This is a genomic window from Actinoplanes couchii (assembly GCF_016862075.1).
Lineage (GTDB): Bacteria > Actinomycetota > Actinomycetes > Mycobacteriales > Micromonosporaceae > Actinoplanes > Actinoplanes couchii.
Genome location: NZ_BOMG01000064.1, coordinates 173,449 through 196,162 on the forward strand (window position 1 = coordinate 173,449; position 22,714 = coordinate 196,162).

Sequence of the window (22,714 nt, forward strand, 5' to 3'; positions counted from 1 at the left end):
TCGTCCCCGAACAGGGACGACCGCACGGTTGTCAGTTGCGGATCAGGTGGTCGAAGGCGCTGAGCGCGGCCTTCGCCCCGTCACCCGCGGCGGCGACGATCTGCTTGTGTGGCGTCGTCGTGCAGTCGCCGGCGCCGAACACGCCCGGGGCCGAGGTGGCGCCGTGCGCGTCGATGACGATCTCGCCCCGGTCGTTCAGGGCGAGGGCGCCGCTGACCCAGTCGGTGTTCGGCAGCAGCCCGATCTGCACGAACACGCCCTCGACCGGCAGCGTCCGCTCGGTGTCGGTCGAGCGGTCGCGGTAGCTCAGGCCGGTGACCTTGCGGCCGTCGCCCACGACCTCGGTGGTCTGCGCCCGGGTGAGCACGTCCACGTTCGGCAGGCCGGCCAGCTTGCGGCGCAGCACGTCGTCGGCGCGCAGTTCACCGGCGAACTCCAGCAGCGTCACGTGCGAGGCCAGGCCGGCCAGGTCGATCGCGGCCTCCACACCGGAGTTGCCGCCACCGATCACCGCGACCGGTTTGCCCTTGAACAGCGGGCCGTCGCAGTGCGGGCAGAACGTGACACCCTTGTTGCGGTACTCCTGCTCCCCCGGCACGCCCATGGTGCGCCAGCGGGCGCCGGAGGCCACCACGACGGTCCGCGAGCGCAGCACCGCCCCGGTCTCCAGCTCGACCCCGATCAGGCCGTCGTCGTCGACCGCCGGGTGCAGCTTGGCGGCCTTCTGACGGGCCATCACGTCGACCTCGTACTCGCGCACGTGCCGTTCCAGGGCGGCCGCGAACTGGGTGCCCTCGGTGTGCGGCACCGACGGGTAGTTCTCGATCCCGGCGGTGTCGAGGACCTGGCCGCCGATCCGGTCGGCGAGCAGGCCGGTGCGGATGCCCTTGCGGGCGGAGTACATCGCCGCCGTCGAACCGGCCGGGCCACCACCGATGACCAGGACGTCGTACGGTTCCTTACCGGTCAGCTGGGCGGCCTCGCGCTCGGCGCTGCCGGAGTCCAGCTGGGCGACGATGTCGGCCAGTTCCATCCGGCCCTGCCCGAACAGCTCGCCGTTGAGGTAGACGGCGGGCACGCTCATGACCTCGCGCTCGGTCACCTCGGCGGCGAACGCGCCACCCTCGATCGCGGTGTGCGTGATCTGCGGGTTGAGGGCGGCCATGGTGTTCAGCGCCTGCACCACGTCGGGGCAGTTCTGGCAGGTCAGCGAGAAGTACGTCTCGAAGTGCAGCGGGCCGGTGAGTGCCCGTACCGCGTCGAGCAGGTCCGCGTCGTGCCGGGGCGGGTGCCCGCCGACGTGCAGCAGCGCGAGGACCAGCGAGGTGAACTCGTGTCCGAGCGGGACTCCGGCGAACCGTACGCCGGAGTCGTTTCCGGGTGTGGTGATCAGGAACGACGGGGTGCGGACGTCCGCACCGGAGTCGTCCCGGACGGTGACCTTGTCGCTGGCCGAGCGCACGTCCTCGAGCAGCTCGCGGGTCTGCTGCCCGGCCTTGCTGTCGTCCAGGGTGGCCACCAGCTCGATCGGCGTACGCAGGTTCTGCAGGTAGGCGCTGAGCTGCGCCTTCAGGGCAGGATCCAGCATCAGATCTTGCCGACCAGCTCGAGCGACGGGGTCAGGGTCTCGGCGCCCTCTTCCCACTTGGCCGGGCAGACCTCGCCCGGGTGGGCGGTGATGTACTGGGCGGCCTTGACCCGGCGCAGCAGCTCGGCGGCGCTGCGGCCGATGCCGGTGTCGTGCACCTCGATGGTGCGGATCTTGCCTTCGGGGTCGATGACGAACGTGCCGCGCAGGGCCTGGCCGTCCTCCTCGATCAGCACTTCGAAGTTGCGGGAGAGCGTCAGGGTCGGGTCGGCGAGCAGCGGGTACTGGACCTTGCCGACGGCCTCGGAGGTCTCGTGCCACGCCTTGTGAGCGAAGTGACTGTCGGTAGAGGCTCCGTACACCTCGACGCCGATCGCCTGGAACTGCGGGTACAGGTCGGCGAGGTCGGCCAGCTCGGTCGGGCAGACGAAGGTGAAGTCACCGGGGTAGAACACGATGACACTCCACTTTCCCTTCAGATCGGCGTCACTGACCTGCAGGAACTTGCCCTGCTGGTAGGCGTGGACCGTGAAGGGCTTCACGACGGAGTTGATGAGAGACACGGTGGAGCCTTTCCTGTGGACCTGACCACCTGTGCCGGCACGCACAGGTGGAGCAGCGGCGCGGATCGTCACGCTGAGTGCTGCGGCTCCGATCATAAGATCAACTGCTTCTCTTGATCCATTCCAATCTAGGGTCATCACGGAGATCCTCACCACGTTCAAACCCGCCCTTGTCGTACGCCCAGGTGTTCCTCCCTGGTGAACAGCATCCGGCAGGTCGGCCCGCTCGCGAATGTCGGCGTCAGCCCCGGCTCTGGCGGAACCGGCCCGGGGCCATGCCGAACTCGCGGCGGAACGCGCCCGAGAAGGCGAACTCGGTCGCGTACCCGACCCGGCTCGCGATGGTGGCCAGCGGGGCGTCGGTCTCGCGCAGCATCCGGGCGCCTCTGGTCAGGCGGCTGCTGATCACGTACGCCATCGGAGGTGTTCCGACCCGGGCGGTGAAACGCCTGGTGAACGCGGTCCGCGACAGTCCCGCCGTGCGGCTGAGGCGCTCGACCGTCCACGGGTCCTGCGGGCGCTCGTGGATCAGGTGCAGGGCGGCGGCGATGACCGGATCACCGAGGGCCTGCCACGGTTTCCCGCCCGTGGTGTCGTGCCAGATCCGCAGCACGTGGATGAGCGTCAGGTCGACCAGCGCCGGGCGGGTCACCTCGGCCCCGGGCCGGTGCTGGGTCATGTCGGCGGCGAGCACCTGGACCAGCGCGGACAGGACCGGGTCCGGCGTCACGGTGAGTACCGGGGGCAGCGATCGCAGGTAGGGGTGCAGGGTGCCGCCGGTGTCGAGCCGGTAGGCGCCGCAGATGAAGTCCAGGCCGTCCGGGCCGTCGGGCGGCGGGACCGGGCCCATGGCCATGATCGGCAGCGTGTGCAGCGCGTCCGGCGACGGCCAGAATCCGTGCGGGGCACCGTGCGGGGCGAGCACCACGTCACCTTTCCCGACCCGGACCGGCGGCTGGTCCTCGCTGATCAACCAGCCCTGGCCGCCGAGCACGACGTGGAATCCGACGCCCACGAACCCGGTGGACCGGCCGACCCGTCCGCCGGGCGCCTCGATCCGCCGGCCGTAGGCACGGCCGATCCGCAAGCCCTCGACCGCCTCGCTGATCACGTCCACGGCGCGAATCTATCCGGCGCACAAACGCGCATGGACCGGGTACGACCGCGCATGGTGTCACCCACACCCGGCTGCTTGGCTGTTGATCATGGTTTTTGACGAGAAGGACAGGTTGCCGGCGGAGACGTTCGCGGCGATGCGCGAGGCCGGCGACTTCGCGATGGCGGTTCCCCTGACGTACGGCGGAGCAGGGTCGAGCTCCGGGGCCGTCCTCGACCGGCTGATCGAACTCGGCCAGAAGGACGCTTCGGTGTCGTGGGTGGCCGGGGTGAGCGTGGTGTCGAAGGTGCTCGCCGCGCGGCTGGGCGACGACACCGTACTCAAGGAGATCTTCGCCGACCCGCGCTCGGTGAGCTGCGGGTCGGGCCGCCCGGAATGCGGCACCGGCACCCGCGACGGCGACGACGTGCTCGTCACCGGGGCCTGGCCGAACGTCTCCGGCTGCGAGGACGCCGACTGGGCCGGGCTCGGGCTGATGCTCGACGGGGCACCGCACGTCGCGTACATCCCGGCCGGTGACCTGCGGGTCGAGCACACCTGGCGGACGGTCGGCATGCGCGCGACCGGCAGCCACACCCTGACCGCCGGCGCGGTGCGGGTGCCGGCCGCGTTCGTGCTGCCGATGCGCCCGTTCCCGGTCGACGACGTGCTGCTGTTCGCGCTGACCGTTCTCGGTCCGGTGATCGGCGCGGCCCGCGGTGCCCTGAACGCCACGACCGCGATGTTCGGCACCGGCCGCAAGCCGTTCATGACGGCGTACACGTCGATGGGCGAGTCCCCCGGCGCCCGGCACTGGCTGGCCGAGGCCACCCACCTGATCACCCGCGCCGAACAGACCGCCCACACCATCGCCGCCGCCGTGGACGCCGACGGCCCGATCCCGCCGGCGGATCTGCCGCGCTGGCAGATGGCCCAGTCCAGCGCGGCCCGCGACTGCCGGACGGCGGTGGACATGCTGCTCGACCTGCACGGCGGCGGCGGTTTCAGCATCGACAACCCGATCCAGCGGTTCTGGCGCGACGTGGCGGCCGACAGCCGTCACCCCCACCTGAACCCGTACCTGGCCACGGAGAACCTCGGCAAGGTGCTGACCGCCGGGTAGACCTGACCGCGCTCGACGCGCTCCGGGCTCTGCGCAGGTCCCGCCCGGCCGTGCCGACGGCCCGGGTCGCCTTCGTCCCTGCGGGCGATCCCCGCTGAAGTGGTGGCCGACCGCGGATACATTGACGGTGATGGACGTCTCGGAGCGCATCGACCTGTTCACCCGTACCGGCGATTCCTCGGTCGTCGACGGGCTGGACGCGCTGCGTGACGCCGCCGGGCTGCTGCGGGACTCGCCCGGGGAGACCGAAGCGGCCGGGCTGCTGTTCTGGCACCGGTTCACCACCAGGCCCGGCACGCCGGCCGGGGACGCCGATCTGTCGACCATGTTCGCCCTGGTCGCGCGGCCCGGGACGGTGCCGCCGGACTGGTTCCGGACCGGGCTGACCCGGCACTGGGACGACTATCAGGCGTGGCTGCGGGCGAACACCGGCGGCCAGCAGGAAGCCCTCGACCAAGCGCTGGCCCTGCTGACCGGGGGTGTCGACGACGTCAGCACGGCCGACCTGACCGCCGCGACGGATCGTCTGCGGCACGCGGTGCGGTTCATCTCCTGGGCGCACCCGGCCACCGCGGAGACGCTGGCGCACCTGGGCAACCTGGTGCTGCACTGTTTCCTGCGCGAGGGGGATCCCGCGCTGCTCGACGAGGGCGAACGAATCCGCCGCGAGTCCCTCGCGCTCGCGTTCGGTGACGACACGGCGTGGGCGCTGTCCCAGCTGATCGACTGCCTGGCGGGCCGACCCGAGTATGACCGGGACACCGGCGCCCTGGCCGAATGCGCCGAGCTGGGGCGCCGGCTGGCCACCGCACCGGTCACCGATCCACAGGTGCGGCTCGCCCTCACCCGGCATTCCGGTCTGCGGCTGTTCACCCTGGCCCGCGACCACGACGATCCCGCCTCCGCGCAGGCGGCCGCCGAGTTGCTGCAGGTGGCCTGGGAGACCGACGCCGGCCGGGACGTGGACGTCGCCCGGGAGTGCGCCGAGGGCTTCCGGGAGGCGTTCCGGCTGATCCGGCACCCGAGCTGGATCCGCAACGCGGTGTACGTCGCCCGCGAGGCCCGCGCCGCGGAGCAGGTCGCGGGCCGGACCTCCGCGCAGTTGCTCGGCACCCTGTGCGCGGCCCTGGTCGACTACGCCCAGGCCGAACCGTACGGCACGAACCTGCAAGAAGCCGTCCAGGCGGGCGTCGACGCCTGCACCGCGACCCCGGAGGACGACCCGCTACGCGGACCGCTGCTGCACGAGCTGGCCCGCGCCTACTACGCGACCGCGGTCCAGGACGGCGGGGTGCCGTACGCCTCGGCCGCGATGCTCACCGCGGCGCAGGCGTTCAACACCCTGAAACCCGGGCATCACCGGCGTGGCCTGGCACTGCACCTGGCCGCCGCCGCGCAGCACGAACGGTGGCGCCGCACCGGCCGGATCGACGATCTGCGGGGCTCGATCGCCCTGACCCGCGAGTCGGTGCAGATGGACCTGCCCGCGACGACTGCAGCGGACCAGCTCGGCAGCCTCGCCTCGGCACTGTGCGATCTGGCCGCGATCGAGGACGACGTCGCTCTGGTACGCGAGGCCCACACCGTCGCGGAGCAGGCCGTCGACCGCGATCCGGCATCCGGGGCCGCCCACCTCGCCCTCGGCCGGGCACTGCAGGCGCTGCATGTGTTCGGCGCCGCCTCGGCGGACGACGCGCGCGGCCCGTTCCTCCGCGCGTGCCTCGACGACTCCCTGCCCGTCTCGGTGCGCATCACCGCCGATCGTGGTCTCGCCTGGACCTACCTGCAGGCCGGAACCCCGATGCAGGCCCTACCGCCGCTGATGGACGCGATCACGCTGCTGTCCGAACTGTCCTCGATGGTGATGTGGCGCGGGGACCGGCAGCGCGCTCTGGCCGGAGTCTCCGGACTGGCCGGTGAGGCGGCGTCCGCCGCGATCGCCGCCGGTGAGCCCGCTCTCGCCGTCGAACTGCTGGAACGCGCCCGGGGCACGCTGCTCACCGAGACCATGGACCGGCGCGGACTCGGCGCGCGGATCACCGCGGCCGATCCGGAACTCGGCGCGGAGTACGCCCGGTTCCTCGAGATCCTGGAACTTCTCGACAACGACCCCGAGGACCTGGTGGTCATCGAGATGGACCTCAGCGAACTCAGCGACACCGACCGGCAGTACGTCCAGCAGATGCAGGGACCGTCCGCCGGTGGCCGCGCCGCGGGTTTCTCCTACCCCGGCATGTACGCGGACCTGCAACGCGAACGACGGCAGGCCGAGACCGAACTCGGCGAACTGCTCGACCGGGCCCGCTCCCGCCCCGGGCTGTCCGGGCTGCTGGAACCGCCGGACGAGGACGAACTGATCCGGCAGGCGGCGGCCGGGCCGATCGTCCTGATCACCACGAGCCGCTACGGCGGCGACGCGCTGCTGTGCACCACCGACGGCATCCGCTCCCTGCCGCTGCCCGGCGCCGACCGGAGGGCGGTGGAGGAACAGGCCCACCTGCTCGCCGTAGCGGTCGACCTCGACGAACGCCGCGCCGGCCAGCAGACGATCACCGAGGTGCTGGGCTGGATCTGGGACCGGATCACCGAACCGGTCCTGACCGCTCTCGGTCACACCGGCCCACCGGCTGACGGCAGCGAGTGGCCCCGGATCTGGTGGTGCCCCACCGGCGCCGCGACCCCGCTGCCACTACACGCCGCCGGGCACCACACCGACGGCAGCGGCCGCACCGTCCTGGACCGGGTGATCTCCGCGTACACGCCGACGATCGGCGCGCTGCGGCACGCACGGTCGGTGCCGGTGACCGGGGAGCCACCGGACCGGCTGCTCGTCGTCGCGGCGCCGGGAACCGCCGTCCCGCTGCCCCGGGTACGGACCGAGACCGCAGCCGTCCAGCGACTCGTCCCCGAATCCGTACTGGTCGAGGACGGTGACGTGGAGCAGGTGGCCGCCATGCTGCCCGACGTCGCGCTGGTCCACTTCGCCTGCCACTACCGGGTGGACCCCACCGATCCGGACGCCGGTGGCCTGGTGCTGGCCGACGGTGACGGCGGCACGCTGACCGTGGGCCGGGTCGCGAAGGAGCACCGGCCGGGCGCGGCCCTGGCGTTCCTTGCCGCCTGCGAGACGGTCCGCGGGGCCGAAGGGCTGTCCGACGAGCCGATCCACGCCGTCAGCGCGTTCCAGCTCGCCGGGTTCCGGCACGTGATCGGCACTCTGTGGCCGGTCCACGACTCCGCCGCCGCACAGATCACCGAGGCCTTCTACACCCGGCTCACCCGCGGCGGCACCGTCCGGCCCGACCCGGAATCCGCCGCCGAGGCCCTGCACCACGCGGTACGCGGCCAGCGTGCCCGCCACGCCGGCCGCAACCCGTCGATGTGGGCCGCCCACGTGCACTCCGGCGGCTGACAACTCACCGCCGGTGCGGGATCACCGGGTCCTCGATCTTCGGGTCGCTGCCGACACCGGCGGCGGCCACGAACAGGTCGATGTCGCGCATCACCTCGCTGAGCACCACCGGCGGCACCGTCTCCAGCGGCACCGGCTGGTCGTCGGGGCCGAGGAACCGCAGCCCGTCGGTGGCCATCGTGTCGAAGACCGTCATGTCGTCGTCGCGATCGTCGATGCCGGTGATGCTCAGCTCGGCGCGCAGGTTCCAGTCCGGCAGGGCCAGCCGCGGCGGCTCCCGCCAGTACGGGTCGTTGCGGTACTGGGCGTACGACCAGCCGCGCCGGGCCAGCAGGGCGGTGAGCCGGTGCTGGTGGACCACGTGCGCGGCGAACCGGTTCGAGTACGTGCCGGTGGCCCGCTCGGCGTCGGTCAACACATACCGCTCGCGGTGTGCCTGCTGGAACGGCTGGGTGATCCCGTGCCGGATCAGGAACTCGCGCCACCCCGCGGACGGCGACACGGCCGGATGCCACAGTCGCACCACCGCGTCGTCCGCGGGCTCGACCACCGTGTCGTCCACGGCACGCAGGGCGTCGCCGGCCCAGCAGACGGCCACGTCGCCGACGGTCCAGATCAACCGCCTGGCGATCGTACGAGCAAGGGGGTGGTCGTGGAATCTCTCCCGCCACTGGTCGACCGTCCACTGCCGGTCCCGCCGCAGCAGGCCGTCGAGGCGGTCACGGAGCGCGAGCAACGTACCGGAAATGTCCTTGATCGTGGTGGTGAGCTCGTGAAGGTCCTCGCGGTGATCGGCACGGACCTCGGCCGGAGCGGCCTGGACCGGCTTGCCCGCCGCGCCGGTCCACCGGACGACCGCGTCGACGCCCCGGATCTCCACCTCGTACGCGCAGTCTCCGAACTTGCCGGCCAGTGGCAGCCCGAACCCGGGCAGGGCCATCTCCTCGACGTCCTCCCGGGCGATGCCGAGCGCGGTCGCCCGGACGTCGAGGCCCTTCCCCACCAGCGTGAGCGTGCTCTTGTAGGTCAGCCGGGACGCCAGCCGGGCCAGCTGCGCGACGGCGGCCGGGTGATCCATCGCGGTCATCGCCGTGACCGCCGCGTTCGCCAGTTTCGGGCTGACCGGCCCGTGCCCGGGGAGCTTGCGGGTGGCCCGCTCGGCGATCCGGCCGAGACTCCGGATCGCGCCCTCGGCCGGTGGGCACAGCACCCGCGCCCAGAGCAGCCCGGACAGCAGGCCGATGTTGTACCGGTCCGGCGTGTGCGGCGAGCCTTCGCCGACGGTGACCGGAAAGTAATCGGTGACCACCCGCCCAGGCACGCTGCGGGGTGCGCCGACCAGCGCGAGCCAGCCGTCGAGGTGGGTGGCGAACACGTCCGCGCCGACCGCGGCGAGCAGCGGCCCGGCCTTCCGGCGCCAGGTGGCTGTCGGTTTCGCCTGATCCTTCTCGTTCACGCAGTGGGCGAGCAGCGCGTGCCAGGCGGCGCGGTCCGGCGCGGGCATCGCCTCGATCTCGGCGATGGCGCGATCGGTCCACGGCTCGCCCGGGTCGGGCACCGGCCACAGTGACGGGCTGTCGACCGGCTCGTGCCGCCCGATCCGGGTGCGGCGCCAGGTGGCGAGCGCCCACGGGTGGGGACGGCCGGCCTCGTGCTCGGCCCGGATGATCGGCTCGGTCCAGTCGCCGGGGTACATCATGAAGAAGGCCCCGAACCGGTCCAGCCAGCCCCGGCCGTCGACGCCGCCGGCCGTCAGCAGGCTGCTCGTCAGCCGGCCGAAGGGCTCGCGGCCGGGACAGGCGCTGCCCTCGATGACCGTCCACGTGTCGAACAGTGTCTGCCGGACCTCCACCGGCTGACCGCTGAGCACCTCGCGGGCCCGCTCGACCATGCCCTCGGTGGCCTCCCACCACAGGTCGTCGGCCGGGTGGTAGGCGCTGCCGACGACACCGGCATGCAGGAAACCGGTCGCCGTCGTCGCCGCGGCCACCCGCTGGTCGTGGCCGGCGTCGGCGCTCTCCAGCGTCCGCACCGCGCCGAGCAGCCGCTCCGCCTGCTCCACAGCCGACGGCATCACCTCCCGTTGGACGCCGACCAGCGGGAACTCGCCGAGTGAGGCGAGCAGAGCCGCCCCGGTGCCGGACGGCGCCCAGCCGCACACCATCGCCACGTGCTCGGCGAACTGCTCCAGCTCGCTGTCGTCGGCCCGGTAGGTGTGGTCGCGGTTCTGCTTCTGCATCCGGCCGATGCTGTCGGCCACCAGGCGCAACGTGGCCTCGGCATCGAACGTCGCCATCAGCCACCCAACGACGGCACGAGCGTGCGGAAGGTGACCCGCGCCCCGGCACGCAGGTCCACGGTCGCGTCCGTGATCATGATGATCGACATCGCTGGAAGGTACCAGCGACCTACGACAGTCCCGGATCCGCCGCCGCCTGCCGTGATCAGCCGATCAGTTGCCGACCGCGAGGTCGGCCATCATCACCGACGGGTAGCGGTCGCCGCGGGCCGCACCCCTCGGCACCGCCTTCTCGATCTCGGCCAGGTCGTCCGCGGTCAGCTCCAGATCGAGCGCCGGCAGGGCCTCGTCCAGGCGCTTGCGGGTGCGGGCGCCGATCACCGGCACGATGTCGTCCCCGCGCGACGCCACCCAGGCGATGGCCAGCTGGGCGACCGTGCAGCCCTTCGTCTCGGCGACCCGCCGCAGCGCCTCGACCAGGGTCAGGTTGTGCTCCACGTTCCCCGCCGCGAAGCGTGGGGTGTGCCCGCGGTGGTCACCCGGACCGGCAGCCGTCCAGTGACCGGAGATCAAACCCCTCGACAACACGCCGTACGCGGTGACGCCGATGCCCAGCTCGCGCAGCGTCGGCAGCACCTCGTCCTCGACCGCCCGGGAGATCAGCGAATACTCGATCTGCAGGTCGGTGATCGGGTGCACGGCGTGCGCACGGCGGATGGTGTCGGCGCCGACCTCGGACAGGCCCACGTGCCGGACGAAACCCGCCTCGATCATCTCCCCGATCGCGCCGACCGTGTCCTCGATCGGCACCTCCGGGTCGAGCCGGGCCGGGCGGTAGATGTCGATGTGGTCGGTGCCGAGCCGGTTCAGCGAATAGTTCAAGAAGTTCTTCACCGACGACGGCCGGTTGTCGGTGCCGAGGAACGACCCGTCCGGGCCCCGCAGCGCACCGAACTTGACGCTCAGCAGGTAGCTGTCCCGTGGACGGCCGCGCAGCGCCTCGGCCAGCAGCAGCTCGTTGTGCCCGTTGGCATAGAAGTCGCCGGTGTCGATCAGGGTCACGCCCGCGTCGAGCGCCGCGTGCACCGTGGCGATGCTCTCCGCCCGGTCGGTCGGCCCGTAGGCATCCGACATGCCCATGCCGCCCAGCCCGATCGCGGAGACGGACGGCCCGTTGTTTCCCAAGGTTCGCTTCTGCATGACCCCAGGCTGCCCGCGTTTCCCCGGGTCCGGGAGAGGACCGCTTATCGTAGGAGCGCCAGTCCCTGGATGGGCCCGCCCCGGCGGAGGACCATGGGCTGATGCAGCGTGAACAGCTCGCCGACTTCCTGCGCCGCCGCCGGGAGGCGATCCGCCCGGCCGAGGTCGGCCTCGCCGGCGGCCCGCACCGCCGCGCCCCCGGCCTGCGCCGTGAGGAGGTCGCGATGCTCGCCGGCATGTCGGTGGATTATGTCGTGCGGCTGGAGCAGGGCCGGAGCAGCCAGCCGTCGGCCCAGCTGCTCGGTGCGCTGGCCCGGGCCCTGCGCCTGTCCGACGACGAGCACGACCATCTCTTCCACCTGGCCGGTCATCAGCCGCCGACCGCCGACGGCGTCGCCCGGCACGCCCGCGCCGGGCTGTTGCGCATGCTCGACCTGGTCGGCGACAACCCGGCGATGGTGCTCTCCGACCTGGGCGAGGTGCTCGCTCAGAACCGGATGTCCGTGCTGCTGGCCGGCGATCTCACCCACTTCACCGGCGACCGGCGCTACCTGGCGTTCCGCTGGTTCACCGAGACCGGCATCCGGGACGTGCACCCGGCCGCCGAGCAGGACCGGCACGCCCGGCAGCTGGTGGCCGATCTCCGCGCCACCGTGGGCCGCCGGGCCGGCGACCCGACGGTCACCGGCCTGATCGCCCGGTTGCAGGCGGCCAGCGACGAGTTCCGCCGCCGGTGGGGCGAGCACGAGGTCGCGGTGCGCCGGGCCGACCGCAAGACCCTGTTCCACCCGCGGGTGGGGCCCCTGTTGATGGACTGCGAGACGCTGGTGACGCCGGACCTGGGTCAGTCACTGCTGGTGCTGACCCCGACCGACACCCCGTCCCGGGAGAGGCTGGAGCTCATGCGGGTGGTGGGCGTGGAGGAGTTCCCCGCGGTGCCGACCTGAGGTCAGGAGATGCAGAACGGCGCTGCGTCGAGGCCGAGGTCCTTGCAGTCGAACCCGCTGCCCTGGCTGTGATATTTCCAGGTGGTGCCGGTCTTCTGGAAAAGGTAGACGCCGTCGCCGGTCTTCGGCCCCTTCGGGGTGGCGGCCGCCCAGCCCTCGGCACAGGTCACGTCGGTGAACGACCAGCCCTCCGGCAGTTCAGTGGTGAGCCCTTCGAGGGTCTGCGCCGAGGGGCACTCGTCGGGCTTCGGCGCCGGGTCCGCGGTGGTCTTTCCCGGCGCGGGCGAGGACGCGGTGGTCTTCTCCGGGGCGGGCGAGGACGCGGTGGTCTTCTCCGGGGCGGGCGAGGACGCGGTGGTCTTCTCCGGGGCGGGCGCGGCCGCCTCGGGAGCGGAGCCGACGGTGCCCGAGAAGGAGCAGGCGGACAGGGCGACCATCAGGGCGGGGGCGACCAGCAGCAGGCGGTAACGGGCAGACATGTGAAGTCCTCAGGAATCGTCGTGGTGTTCGCCGGCGGCCCGTTGGCCGTCCCGGCGTCGAGGACAATCCTGGCGGGACCACTCATCGACCGATATCCCGGAAATGCGCCACGCTCCACTGTGCACGCGAACAGCGCCCCGCGGACCGGGGTCCGCGAGGCGCTGTTCGATGTCTCGGGTCAGGCGGTCACTTGATCTCGCGGGTCAGCTTCGACGCCCACGGGCACCAGAAGTAGCCCGGCAGAAACGCGCCGCCCGCCTCGTCCAAGTGGTCTTCGAGGTACTGGATGGACGAGTCGCAGACCTCGATCGCCACCTCGAAGAACTGGATCGTGTCCGGGTCGTACTGGAAGCCCCACCGCGGGTTGTAGTCAGCGGGACGCTTGATGAACCGGCCCATCACGTGAGTTCTGCGCTGCTCCTCACCGGACAGGATCCGCCGGGCCTCGGCGATCCGGTCCGGGTTGGTGAGTTTGATGACGAACGTATCCCTCTGCTGCTGATCGGTGAACTCGAACAGCGCCGATTCCTCGGCCTGGGCCGCGACGGGCACGGCCAGCATCCCACCGGCGACAGCCAGCGCGGCAGCCGTGACGACACGGCCGATCCGGGAACGCAAGGTCTGCATGTCACTACCCCTAAAGTTGCGCACAGACCCGCCAACTGATCATGGCGGGCTGCTTCGCAAGTTAGGTGCAAACCCCGTGACCTGGGCCGATATGCCCGATCAACCCCTCGATCAGGCGGTGATCGCGGTACGGCGCAGGCGCGCTGTGGAGATCAGGTAGAGGATCGCGCCGCCGACCGCGTAGCCGGCCACTCCGGTGAGGGAGAGCTCGGGCTGGGTGGCCTGGTTGACGAAGGTCAGGCCGACCAGGGCGGAACCCGCGCCGCTGATGATCATCGACCACTGGCCGGGGAGGCCGCGGCGCAGCCGGTTGACCGCCAGGGCCAGCTGGATCACGCCGGTGAGAATCGCCCAGGCGGCGTAGACCCGCAGTACCGGAGCCGGGCCGTCGAGGGCGGCCACCAGCACCGCGACGGCGGTGACCGTGCTGATCGCGGCGTTGATCCACTGGGTTCGGGCGTTGCCCGGCCGGCCCGACGCCTGCTGAGCCCGGGCGTCGACCACCGAGGCGGCGACGTCGATCACCGGATAGAGGACGAGCAGGGCGGTGGCGAAGGCCGGCACGGCGGATCCGGCGGTCAGGGTGCCGGCCTGGGCCAAGGCGACGAAGAGCAGAACCGCCCAGGTCAGGGCGGTGATCGCACGGATCAGGTAGAGCCGGGTGAGGGTGGCCGACATGGGGTTTCCTTCCGGGGCTGAGGTGGGGCGAGTGCTCCCGGTGAGGAAGTCTGCGGGCGGCGGGGCGGGGCCGCGTACTTCGGATGAAGTACGTGTGGAGAGAGTTGGGCAAGCAGAATCTGGTCATGGTCATCGCCCCCATGTGGATCCGCCGTCCGGAGATGCTGCACCGGTTGGCGTACGCGGCAGCCGCTCTGTCCTTCGCCGGTCAGATCGTGGCGTCGGTGGTGCGCGGAGCCGGGTGGCCGACGTTCCTGGCCGTGCTGCTGGCCGGTGCCGGGGTGGTGCTGTCCCGGTGGCACCCGTGGGCCGGGCTGGCGGTGACGAGCGCGGCGACGTTCGCGGTGACCGAGGTCGGCGCGGATCCGCTGTCGGTGTGGATGATGGCGGTGTTCGTGCTGTTCTCGGTCACGTTCCGGGGTGAACCGCCGCTGGCCGCGACCGCCCTGGTGGCGGTGTTCTTCCTGGGCGCGTTCATGACGGTCGGCGGTTTCCGGGGTGGCGCGGTCGCCGGTACCGCCGCATTGTTCTCCGCGGTGGCCGGCGGGGCGACCGGGGCGGCGCTGCGGATCCACCGGGACCAGTGGTGGATGCTGGAGGACCGGGCGGTGCGGGCGATCGCCACCCGGGAGATCGAGGCCGACCGGCGGGTCGCCGAGGAGCGGCTGCGGATCGCCCGGGACCTGCACGACGTGGTCGGCCATCAGATCGCGTTGCTGAGCATGAACCTCGGGGTTGCCGAGATCGGGTTGCCGGCCGGCGCCGACCGGTCCCGGGAGGCCCTGGTCACGGCCCGGTCGCATGCCCGGACGGTGATCGTGGAGACCCAGCGGATCCTGGCGCTGCTGCGCCGGGGCGACGAGCCGTCCGGTGACGAGGCACTGCGGCCGACCCCGTCGATCGACGGTCTCGGTGCTCTGATCGCCTCGTTCGAGAGGGCCGGGCTGACCGTCGATCCGGAGATCGAGGTCCCGGCCGGGCTGGTCGAGCCGGCGGTCGGGGTGACGGTGTTCCGGGTGGTGCAGGAGGCGCTCACCAACGCCTACCGGCACGGCGAGGGACCGGCGACAGTGGCGGTACGGGAGCGGGACGAGAGGATCAGTGTGACGGTGGAGAACCGGGTCGGGCCGGGTGCCGGGCCGGGCGGCGGGCTGGGGCTGGTGGGGATGCGGGAGCGGGTCGAGTCGTCGAACGGGCGTCTGACGATCGACCGGGACGGCGGCCGGTTCCTGGTCCGGGCCGAGTTCGACCCGGCCGGTGCGGTGATCCGGTGACCCGGGTGCTGATCGTCGACGACCAGGACGACATCCGGGCCGGGATCCGGGCGATGCTGCTGCTCGACCCGGCCCTGGAGGTGGTCGGCGACCTGTCCGACGGGCTGCAGGCGGTGCCGTTCCTACGGGAGCATCAGGTCGACCTGGTCCTGATGGACATCCGGATGCCCGGCATCGACGGGGTGGAGGCGACCCGCCGGATCCGCGCCGAGCACCCGCCCGCCCTGGTCCGGATCATCGTGCTGACCACGTTCGACCAGGACGACATCGTGCTGGCGGCGCTGCGGGCGGGCGCCAACGGGTTCCTCAGCAAGACGGTCAGCCCGGCCGAGCTGGTCGCCGGGATCACCGAGGTGGTCGCCGGCGGTGGCGCGCTGTCGGCGAACGCGTCGGCCGCGCTGATCGGGCACATGGCCGACAGCCGGACGCCGGTGGTCGACCGGGAGCTGCTGCGCCGTTTCGACGTCCTGACACCCCGGGAGCGGGAGATGGTGGTGCTGGTGGCGCGCGGGTTCAGCAACGAGGAGATCGCGGCCCAGATGTTCGTGTCGCCGCTGACCGTGAAGACCCATGTCGTCCGGGCGATGACCAAGGTCGGCGCCCGGGACCGCGCCCAACTGGTCTCGTTCAGCTTCCGGGCAGGTCTCTGACCTGGTATTCCTCAGGTCACCCGCCAGGCTACCGATCAGCCTCTTGCGCCGGATCGGTAGCACAAAACGCAGCGGGAGGACACGGACTTGTCGGATCAGACGGCCACCACGGGTATCACCACGGATGAGCTTCTGGCCGAGCTCAGGAGCCAGGTCGAGGCGTACGAGCAAGGGTCGGCCACGGCCGAGTACAGCCCGGACGGCCGGCTGGTGCGGGCGAACGACGCCTACGCCACGTTGGTGGGCGCCGACCCGGCCGGGATCGTGGGCACCGAACACCGCTCGTTCGTCGCACCGGAGACGGCCGGTTCGGCGGAGTACACCACGCTGTGGGAGCAGCTGCGGTCCGGCAGCGACACCGCCGAGTTCCGGCTGCTGTGGCAGATCCGCGACCGGTGGATCCGCTCCAGCTGGGTGCCGGTGAAGAACAGTGCCGGCCAGATCGTCAAAGTGATCGAGCAGGCCCTGGACGTCACCGAGGGCAAGCGGGCCGCGGCGGACGCGGCCGGCAAGATCCAGGCGATCTCCCGGTCCCAGGCGGTCATCGAGTTCGACCTGGACGGCAACATCCTGGACGCCAACGACAACTTCCTGAACACCGTCGGTTACACCCGCGACCAGGTCGTCGGCAGGCACCACCGGATGTTCGTCACCGAGGAGGACGCGCAGTCCTCGGCGTACCAGAAGTTCTGGCAGCGTCTCGGCGCCGGCGAGTTCGTCGCCGGGGAGTTCCGGCGGATCGGCCAGAGCGGCCTGGAGGTGTGGCTGCAGGCCGTCTACAACCCGATCCTGGGTGTCGACGGCAAGCCGTGGAAGGTCGTCAAGTTCGCGGTCGACGTCACCGCCGCGAAGCTCGCCAACGCCGAGTTCGAGGGCAAGGTCGCCGCGATCAACCGCTCGCAGGCGGTGATCGAGTTCGACCTGGACGGCTTCGTCCTGAGCGCGAACGCGAACTTCCTGGCCGCGGTCGGGTACCGCGCCGACGAGGTGATCGGCAAACACCACCGGATGTTCGTGTCCAAGGAGCAGGCGAACTCCGCCGAGTACGCCGAGTTCTGGCAGCACCTGCGCAACGGCGAGTTCGTCTCCGGCGAGTTCCACCGCTACGGCCGCGGCGGTAAGGACATCTGGCTGCAGGCCACCTACAACCCGATCTTCGGGCTGGACGGCAAGCCGTGGAAGGTGGTCAAGTTCGCCAGCGACGTGACCGAGGCCAAGACCCGCAACGCCGACTTCGAGGGCAAGGTCCGGGCGATCCGTCGCTCGCAGGCGGTGATCGAATTCGACCTGCAGGGCATCGTTCTGGACGCCAACGATTCGTTTCTCGACCTGATGGGCTACCGCCTGGACGAGATCCAGGGCAAGCACCACCGGATGTTCGTCGCCCCCGAGGAGGCGGCCCTGCCGGAGTACCAGGCGTTCTGGGAGAAGCTGGGCCGTGGGGACTTCCACTCCGCGGAGTACCGGCGGATCACCAAAGACGGTCGTGAAGTGTTTATAAGAGCCACGTACAACCCGATCATGGACGCCGACGGCAAGCCGGTGAAGGTGGTCAAGTTCGCCAACGACACGACGGCCGAGAAACTGCGCAACGTCGAGTACGCCGGACGCCTGGACGCCATCGACAGGTCGCAGGCGGTCATCGAGTTCGACCTGGACGGCCGCATCCTGACCGCGAACCAGAACTTCCTGGACACGGTCGGCTACACCCTCGAGGAGATCGTCGGCCGGCACCACAGCATGTTCTGCACCGAGGAGTACGCCGCCTCCGAGGAGTACCGGAACTTCTGGGCCCGCCTGCGCAACGGCGAGTTCCGCTCCGGCCGCTTCCACCGGCACGGCAAGAACGGCCGCGACGTCTGGATCCAGTCCAGCTACAACCCGATCCTGGACCTGTCCGGCCGCCCGGTGAAGGTCATCAAGTACGCCTACGACGTCACCGAGCAGGTACGCCTGGAACAGAAACTGAGCGTCCCGGCCTGACGCACCACCGATGACGGGTAGCGGTCCCACACCGGACCACTACCCGTTCTCGTCGTCTGCCGAGGCGTGGCGGTGTCCATGACGATCGCTTCCCGGTCGGCGACGTCCGGGTTGCGCAGCGTCGTCGGCGGCGCGTAGGTGGCCTCCGGAATGTCCAGGACCAGCTGGAACCCGTACCAGGCCGGCATCGCGGTACGTGCCCAGGGGCAGCGGGTCCGGGTACGGCACCTCCGGTGCGTAGAAGAACTCGTCACTGGACCCGACCCGGGCCACCCCGATCGCCGGGTGGATCACCGCCTGCACGATCGTGTCGTCGGGTGCGGGTTCCGGCAGCACCGCCGGGCGCGGCCGGGCCGGGTCGTCGACCGGCTGGCCGTTGGCGAGGTGGCGCAGTTCGGCACCGGCCGCGTAGACCACCTGCCTGGCCCGGGCCAGCGACGACTCCTCGCACGGCCGGTTCGCGGGCGGCACCCGGCCGATGTTGAAGGCGAGCGCCTGCCCGTACTCGGCCTGACCGCGGGCGCTCACGTCCTGACGGGCCAGAACGAGATCGGCGATCGGGACGTACGGGCTGACGTCCTCGGGCCAGAGCACTGTCGCCTTGTCCAGCGGCATCCGGTCCGGATCGGTGCGTACCTGCACCGACAGGGTGAACCGGTATTCGTCGCGGGCCAGGCGGGTGGCCAGGTCGTGCAGCACCTCCTTGGCGACCGGGTGGGTGGCGAGGTATCCGGGATAGTCGTGGCGGATCACCCCGGCCTCGGTGAACGTGGCCATCTCGGTGGCGTCGTCGACGAAGAAGCGCGGGCCGTTCTGCAGGATCAGATCCGCGGTTCCGGAACCGGGCACGCCGAACAGCTTGATCCCGATGCCGAGGGTGCTGCCCAGGTCCGGGTCGGTGGGGCGGCGGCGCTGGAGAACCGTACCCAGGCGGTCAGGTCTTCAGGTTCGAAGATCCCCGCCCGCCATCGCCGCGGCCGGTCCGGGCGCGGGACCAGCCGGCCGTGCGCCGCACCGTGCAGTTTGCGGAAGACGGCCCGCTCAGCGGGCGGCGGGCCGGTACGCGTACGGGCGCCCTGCACCGCGCCGACGAACAATTCCTCGAGCTGCCTCACCGGTTCTTCGACCACGGCCACAGCATCCCGAACCACAGCAGACAGCACGCCACTTCAGCCGGATGTAGCCGGAACGGGGGAAGTGGTCCACCGTAGAGTCAGCCGGTGATCGAGATCGAATATCGCCGCACGGGGCCGTACGTGGTCCATGGCCGGGAGAACGACGAGGGTGTGGACCTCGCCCTGGTCAGCCGCGCCGATCTGTGCTGGTACTACTTCTGGTCCGACCTCTCGTTCACGATCGGCGGCATCGACCTGTCCCCGCCGTGGTCATGGACGCCTGTCTTCGACCTTCTGTGGTCGATGAAGGGTGTGCTGGAGCATCTGGAGGGGGGTGAGAACTCCACGATCGGCTTCACCGAGAATGCCGAGTTGATCACGTTCACCTTGGACGGCGGGGCGGTGCGGGTCTCGTGCACCTACACGGAGGCCGAGGCCGTCTGCGAATTCGCTGACCTCACCCGCGCCTGGCTGGACTTCCGGCAGGCGGTGCTGGCCCGGCTCGTCGGCGAATATCCGCGGCTCGCGGCCAACCCGGCTCTCGACGAACTAGCTGCTCGCGACTTCGACCCGCTGTCCTGAGGTCGCGGCCCGCGTCACCGCCGCGAGCAGGCGGGCGTTGTGGGCGGCGTGGCCGAATCCCGGGGCCGTGCGGGTTCCGGTGCGGAGGTCGGCGGCCAGTCTCGCGTACAGCTCGCCGACGTTGATCGCCGGTCCGGAAACCCCCTTCGCGACCGGGTCGTCGGGCGCCTCGAACACCGCACTCGACGTCAGGGTCAGGTCGCCGCCCTGGACGCCGAAGAGCGTACCGCCGGTGAGCGTCAGCCAGCCGTCGGTGCCACGCAGCTCGAACCGGAACGTCGCGTCGTCAGGCGCGACCCCGCCCACCACGTCAACGGCGACGACCACCCCCGATGTCGTACGGGCCAGCACGTCGACGTGGTCCGGCACCTCCCGGTCGATCTGTTCGCCGGTGTCGGCCAGCAGCGGCCGGGGCCACAGCGTCTCGGCGCGCGCGTCGATCTCGGTCAGGTCGCCCAGCAGGGCCTCGACGATGTCGAGCGTGTGACCGGTGGTGATGGTCAGCAGGTTGGCGCCCGACTCGGCCTTCTCGAAGTACCCGTACGGCGAGGCGGTGACCGGCCCGAACCCCGCCGAGGTGGACACGACCCGCGCGTTGAGCGGACGCCCGATCGCCCCCTCGCCGATCAGCTGGGCGGCACGCCGGACCGAGGGGTTGAACCGCCCCTGCAGCCCGACCACGTTCGCCCCGGACCCGGCCGCGGACGCCAGGTCGAGGGTCTCGGCCAGGGACACGCCCAGCGGGGCTTCGCAGTAGACCGCCTTGCCCGCGGCCAGCGCGGCACGGACCAGGTCGCGGTGTGCCGGAACCCGGACGGCGATCGTGACGACGTCGACAAGATCACTGCGGATCATCGCGTACGGGTCATCGAACCAGTGCCCGGCCTCGAACGCGCCAGCGGCCTCCCGGGCACTGTCCTCGCGCCGGGTCGCCACCGCGGCCAGCGTCAGCGTGTCGAGTCCACGGATCGCCGGAATGTGCGACACCCCGGCCCAGCTCGCCCTGGTGTCGGCCCCGATGACTCCCACCCGGAGTCGGTTGTCAGACATGGTGTTCCCTTTCGGTGATCGATGCAGCTCGTGAAGAACTCACGAGCACCATCAAAATCGGCCGACGGGTGTGCTCGCCAGGGCGAGTCGTGCCTGGTCACGACATGACCAGGCAGCGGCGGGGCGGCCTGCCTACGATGGGCGGCATGTCCGCGCGCACACCGAACGCCGCTCTCGGGGCGTTCCTGCGCTCGCGCCGTGACCGGCTGACTCCGGCGCAGGCGGGCATCGACCCGTTCCCCGGCCCACGGCGGGTGCCGGGGCTGCGCAAGGACGAGCTGGCCGTGCTGGCGGGCATCAGCTCCGACCATTACAGCCGTCTCGAACAGGGCCGTCAGAGCACGCTGAGCGACGAGATGTGCGCGGCGCTGGCCCGGGCACTACGCCTCGACGACGTCGAGCGCCGGCACCTGCGCACGCTGGCCCGGCCCACCTCGCGCCGCCGCAGCGGCTGGGAACACCCGCAGCGGCCCGAGCCCGGGATGCTCCGGATGATGTCCGCGCTCGACCACCTGCCGGCGCTGCTGCTGGGCCGCCGCAGCGAGGTGCTGGCCCGCAACACACTCCTCGACGCCGTGCTCGGCGAGGAATTGGAGATCGGCACACCGTTCGCCCGGTGGCTGCTGCTCGGATCGGCCGCCCGCGACCGCATCGTCAACTGGGCTGATTTCGCGCAGGCGGCCGTCGGCGGGTTGCGCTACGAGAGTGGCCGGCATCCGGACGACCGCCGTCTCGCCGAGCTGATCGCGCAGCTGAGGACGGGTTCGGAGGAGCTGGCCGGGTGGTGGGACGACCAGGGCGTGACCGACCGTACGTCGGTCGAGAAGGTGATCTCGCATCCTTCGGCGGGCCGGCTCCGGTTCCACATCGAGGCCGTCACCGTCCCGCACCACCCGGAACAGCGTCTGGTGGTCTACACCGTAGAGCCCGGCTCACCGACCGCGAAGGTGCTGCCGTTGCTGGGCAACTGGGGCGCGGACGACAACGCCGCGCCGCAGCCGGCAAGCCGGGGCACGGATCAGCGGCCGTAGGTCGTCAGGCGCTGAGGGTGCGGTAGCGGCGCAGACGGCGCAGGCCGGCGGTGTGTGGCCGCTCGGCCGGGGCGTTCGCGACGGTGTCGAGGCGGTGCTGGGTGGTCTCCTGGTCCAGGTTCATGCCGATCGCCACCAGCTCGCCGACCGGTGGTGGGGCCGGTAGGGGCGTGACGTGGATCTGGGTTCCGACCACGTTCACGGCGTAGCCCTGGGCGGTACGCGATCCTCGTACGACAATCCGGCCTTTGATCCGGTAGGCACCGGGCGGCGGGTCTTCCAGGAGATCGATCAGCGCGTCCGGGCAGACCGGCCGCACCAGTTCGGTGGAGGCCGCCCGTGCGTGCTGGTGGTCGTGGCGATCCTCGTACTGGTCGCGGATCAGGCGGGCCAGTGGCAGCTCGTCCACCGGGTCCTCGTCGGCGGCGGTGTCGAAGACCAGCGCGGGGTCGATGCGGCTGTGCCGGGCGGTGATGATCTGGACGTGCGGGTGGCGTTGCCGGACCCGGTCCTGGATGTGGGCGATCACCTGGTCACGCTCGGCGGGCGGCAGCAGGTCCACCTTGTTGATGACGACGAGTGTCGCCGCGGCGTAGCGGGCGGGTGGTTCCGGCCACAGGTCGACGGTCCGGTCGTGTTCGACGGCGTCGATCACCTCGACGATGCCGCCGGGGCGGATCCCCTTGACGGGGCTGAGGCCGATCAGGCGGGCCAGCCCGATCGGCTCGGCGATGCCGCTGGCCTCGACCAGGATCGCGTCCAGCCGGAGCCGGGGGCGGGACAGGCGCTGCAGCGCGTCGTCCAGCCCGCCGGCGTCCGGCAGGCAGCACACACAACCACCGGAGATCGCTTCGGCGTCGTCGATCTGCCCGGCGACCAGGGCCGCGTCGACGTTCAGCGTGCCGAAGTCGTTGACCACCACACCCAGCCGGGCGCCCGGGCGGCGCAGCAGGTGGTTGAGCAGGCTCGTCTTGCCCGCGCCGAGGAAACCGGTCAGCCCGATGACCGGCACCCGGCCCCCACGGGAGGGCCGCGCGGCGGGCCGGGACGTCACATCTGCCATGTCGCCGAAGCTT

At 71.3% G+C, this 22,714-nt stretch carries 20 protein-coding genes; 8 read left to right on the forward strand and 12 right to left on the reverse strand.

Annotation, left to right across the window (positions count from 1 at the left end):
• Positions 1 to 31: 31 nt before the first annotated feature.
• The 3 genes from ahpF to Aco03nite_RS26585 all read right to left on the reverse strand — a co-directional run bounded on the left by ahpF (position 32) and on the right by Aco03nite_RS26585 (position 3,268).
• On the reverse strand, positions 32 to 1,588 hold the full coding sequence (gene ahpF, locus Aco03nite_RS26575) for an alkyl hydroperoxide reductase subunit F (RefSeq protein WP_203799004.1): 1,557 nt from the start codon (positions 1,586 to 1,588) through the stop codon (positions 32 to 34).
• Entirely contained in the window at positions 1,588 to 2,289 is a 702-nt protein-coding gene (ahpC, locus tag Aco03nite_RS26580) for an alkyl hydroperoxide reductase subunit C (protein WP_425544600.1), read from the reverse strand. The genes ahpF and ahpC overlap by 1 nt, the downstream gene beginning before the upstream one ends.
• A gap of 103 nt (positions 2,290 to 2,392) precedes the next feature.
• Complete coding sequence (locus tag Aco03nite_RS26585) at positions 2,393 to 3,268, reverse strand: AraC family transcriptional regulator (protein WP_203799010.1); 876 nt, start codon at positions 3,266 to 3,268, stop codon at positions 2,393 to 2,395.
• A gap of 88 nt (positions 3,269 to 3,356) precedes the next feature.
• On the opposite strand from Aco03nite_RS26585, the gene Aco03nite_RS26590 reads away from it, so the two are divergent.
• Together Aco03nite_RS26590 and Aco03nite_RS26595 are read left to right on the forward strand one after the other, a co-directional pair.
• Positions 3,357 to 4,370, forward strand: coding sequence for an acyl-CoA dehydrogenase family protein (locus Aco03nite_RS26590; RefSeq protein WP_203799011.1), 1,014 nt, complete (start codon positions 3,357 to 3,359; stop codon positions 4,368 to 4,370).
• Positions 4,371 to 4,500: 130 nt separating this feature from the next.
• Positions 4,501 to 7,782 (forward strand): CHAT domain-containing protein, encoded by a 3,282-nt coding sequence (locus Aco03nite_RS26595; RefSeq protein ID WP_203799012.1) that lies wholly within the window; start codon positions 4,501 to 4,503, stop codon positions 7,780 to 7,782.
• 4 nt (positions 7,783 to 7,786) lie between these two features.
• Here the strand turns inward: Aco03nite_RS26595 and Aco03nite_RS26600 are convergent, their stop codons facing one another.
• Together Aco03nite_RS26600 and Aco03nite_RS26605 are read right to left on the reverse strand one after the other, a co-directional pair.
• Positions 7,787 to 10,078, reverse strand: coding sequence for a DUF4132 domain-containing protein (locus Aco03nite_RS26600; protein ID WP_203799013.1), 2,292 nt, complete (start codon positions 10,076 to 10,078; stop codon positions 7,787 to 7,789).
• 156 nt (positions 10,079 to 10,234) lie between these two features.
• Positions 10,235 to 11,221, reverse strand: a complete 987-nt coding sequence (locus Aco03nite_RS26605) for an aldo/keto reductase (RefSeq protein WP_203799021.1) — start codon at positions 11,219 to 11,221, stop codon at positions 10,235 to 10,237.
• 101 nt (positions 11,222 to 11,322) lie between these two features.
• On the opposite strand from Aco03nite_RS26605, the gene Aco03nite_RS26610 reads away from it, so the two are divergent.
• Positions 11,323 to 12,168 (forward strand): helix-turn-helix domain-containing protein, encoded by an 846-nt coding sequence (locus tag Aco03nite_RS26610; RefSeq protein WP_203799023.1) that lies wholly within the window; start codon positions 11,323 to 11,325, stop codon positions 12,166 to 12,168.
• A 2-nt stretch (positions 12,169 to 12,170) separates the two neighbouring features.
• Here Aco03nite_RS26610 and Aco03nite_RS26615 read toward each other — a convergent pair whose 3' ends face one another.
• The 3 genes from Aco03nite_RS26615 to Aco03nite_RS26625 form a co-directional block, all read right to left on the reverse strand.
• Positions 12,171 to 12,647: a hypothetical protein gene (locus Aco03nite_RS26615; protein ID WP_203799025.1), complete on the reverse strand. Its 477-nt coding sequence runs from the start codon at positions 12,645 to 12,647 to the stop codon at positions 12,171 to 12,173.
• Positions 12,648 to 12,834: 187 nt separating this feature from the next.
• Positions 12,835 to 13,275, reverse strand: coding sequence for a BP74-related protein (locus Aco03nite_RS26620; RefSeq protein WP_203799027.1), 441 nt, complete (start codon positions 13,273 to 13,275; stop codon positions 12,835 to 12,837).
• A gap of 111 nt (positions 13,276 to 13,386) precedes the next feature.
• Positions 13,387 to 13,953, reverse strand: a complete 567-nt coding sequence (locus Aco03nite_RS26625) for a hypothetical protein (RefSeq protein WP_203799028.1) — start codon at positions 13,951 to 13,953, stop codon at positions 13,387 to 13,389.
• A 125-nt stretch (positions 13,954 to 14,078) separates the two neighbouring features.
• Between Aco03nite_RS26625 and Aco03nite_RS26630 the strand changes: the two genes are divergently transcribed.
• The 3 genes from Aco03nite_RS26630 (at position 14,079) to Aco03nite_RS26640 (ending at position 17,860) form a co-directional block, all read left to right on the forward strand.
• Complete coding sequence (locus Aco03nite_RS26630) at positions 14,079 to 15,227, forward strand: sensor histidine kinase (protein WP_203799030.1); 1,149 nt, start codon at positions 14,079 to 14,081, stop codon at positions 15,225 to 15,227.
• Complete coding sequence (locus Aco03nite_RS26635) at positions 15,224 to 15,877, forward strand: response regulator transcription factor (RefSeq protein WP_203799032.1); 654 nt, start codon at positions 15,224 to 15,226, stop codon at positions 15,875 to 15,877. The genes Aco03nite_RS26630 and Aco03nite_RS26635 overlap by 4 nt, the downstream gene beginning before the upstream one ends.
• A gap of 87 nt (positions 15,878 to 15,964) precedes the next feature.
• On the forward strand, positions 15,965 to 17,860 hold the full coding sequence (locus Aco03nite_RS26640) for a PAS domain-containing protein (protein ID WP_203799034.1): 1,896 nt from the start codon (positions 15,965 to 15,967) through the stop codon (positions 17,858 to 17,860).
• Between the two features lie 39 nt (positions 17,861 to 17,899).
• Here Aco03nite_RS26640 and Aco03nite_RS26645 read toward each other — a convergent pair whose 3' ends face one another.
• Together Aco03nite_RS26645 and Aco03nite_RS26650 are read right to left on the reverse strand one after the other, a co-directional pair.
• On the reverse strand, positions 17,900 to 18,709 hold the full coding sequence (locus tag Aco03nite_RS26645) for a LodA/GoxA family CTQ-dependent oxidase (RefSeq protein WP_203799036.1): 810 nt from the start codon (positions 18,707 to 18,709) through the stop codon (positions 17,900 to 17,902).
• Positions 18,682 to 18,975, reverse strand: a complete 294-nt coding sequence (locus Aco03nite_RS26650) for a hypothetical protein (RefSeq protein WP_203799038.1) — start codon at positions 18,973 to 18,975, stop codon at positions 18,682 to 18,684. Before Aco03nite_RS26650 ends, Aco03nite_RS26645 begins: the two co-directional genes overlap by 28 nt.
• Before the next feature lie 105 nt (positions 18,976 to 19,080).
• Between Aco03nite_RS26650 and Aco03nite_RS26655 the strand changes: the two genes are divergently transcribed.
• Complete coding sequence (locus tag Aco03nite_RS26655; RefSeq protein WP_203799040.1) at positions 19,081 to 19,557, forward strand: hypothetical protein; 477 nt, start codon at positions 19,081 to 19,083, stop codon at positions 19,555 to 19,557.
• Here Aco03nite_RS26655 and Aco03nite_RS26660 read toward each other — a convergent pair.
• Positions 19,525 to 20,607, reverse strand: coding sequence for a Gfo/Idh/MocA family protein (locus Aco03nite_RS26660; RefSeq protein WP_203799042.1), 1,083 nt, complete (start codon positions 20,605 to 20,607; stop codon positions 19,525 to 19,527). The two genes, Aco03nite_RS26655 and Aco03nite_RS26660, sit on opposite strands and share 33 nt — an antisense overlap.
• 146 nt (positions 20,608 to 20,753) lie before the next feature.
• Between Aco03nite_RS26660 and Aco03nite_RS26665 the strand changes: the two genes are divergently transcribed.
• The gene (locus Aco03nite_RS26665) at positions 20,754 to 21,638 is read left to right on the forward strand and encodes a helix-turn-helix transcriptional regulator (protein WP_203799044.1); all 885 of its coding nucleotides are present in this window, start codon (positions 20,754 to 20,756) and stop codon (positions 21,636 to 21,638) included.
• A gap of 4 nt (positions 21,639 to 21,642) precedes the next feature.
• Here the strand turns inward: Aco03nite_RS26665 and Aco03nite_RS26670 are convergent, their stop codons facing one another.
• Positions 21,643 to 22,701, reverse strand: coding sequence for a CobW family GTP-binding protein (locus Aco03nite_RS26670; RefSeq protein ID WP_203799046.1), 1,059 nt, complete (start codon positions 22,699 to 22,701; stop codon positions 21,643 to 21,645).
• Positions 22,702 to 22,714 lie beyond the last annotated feature (13 nt).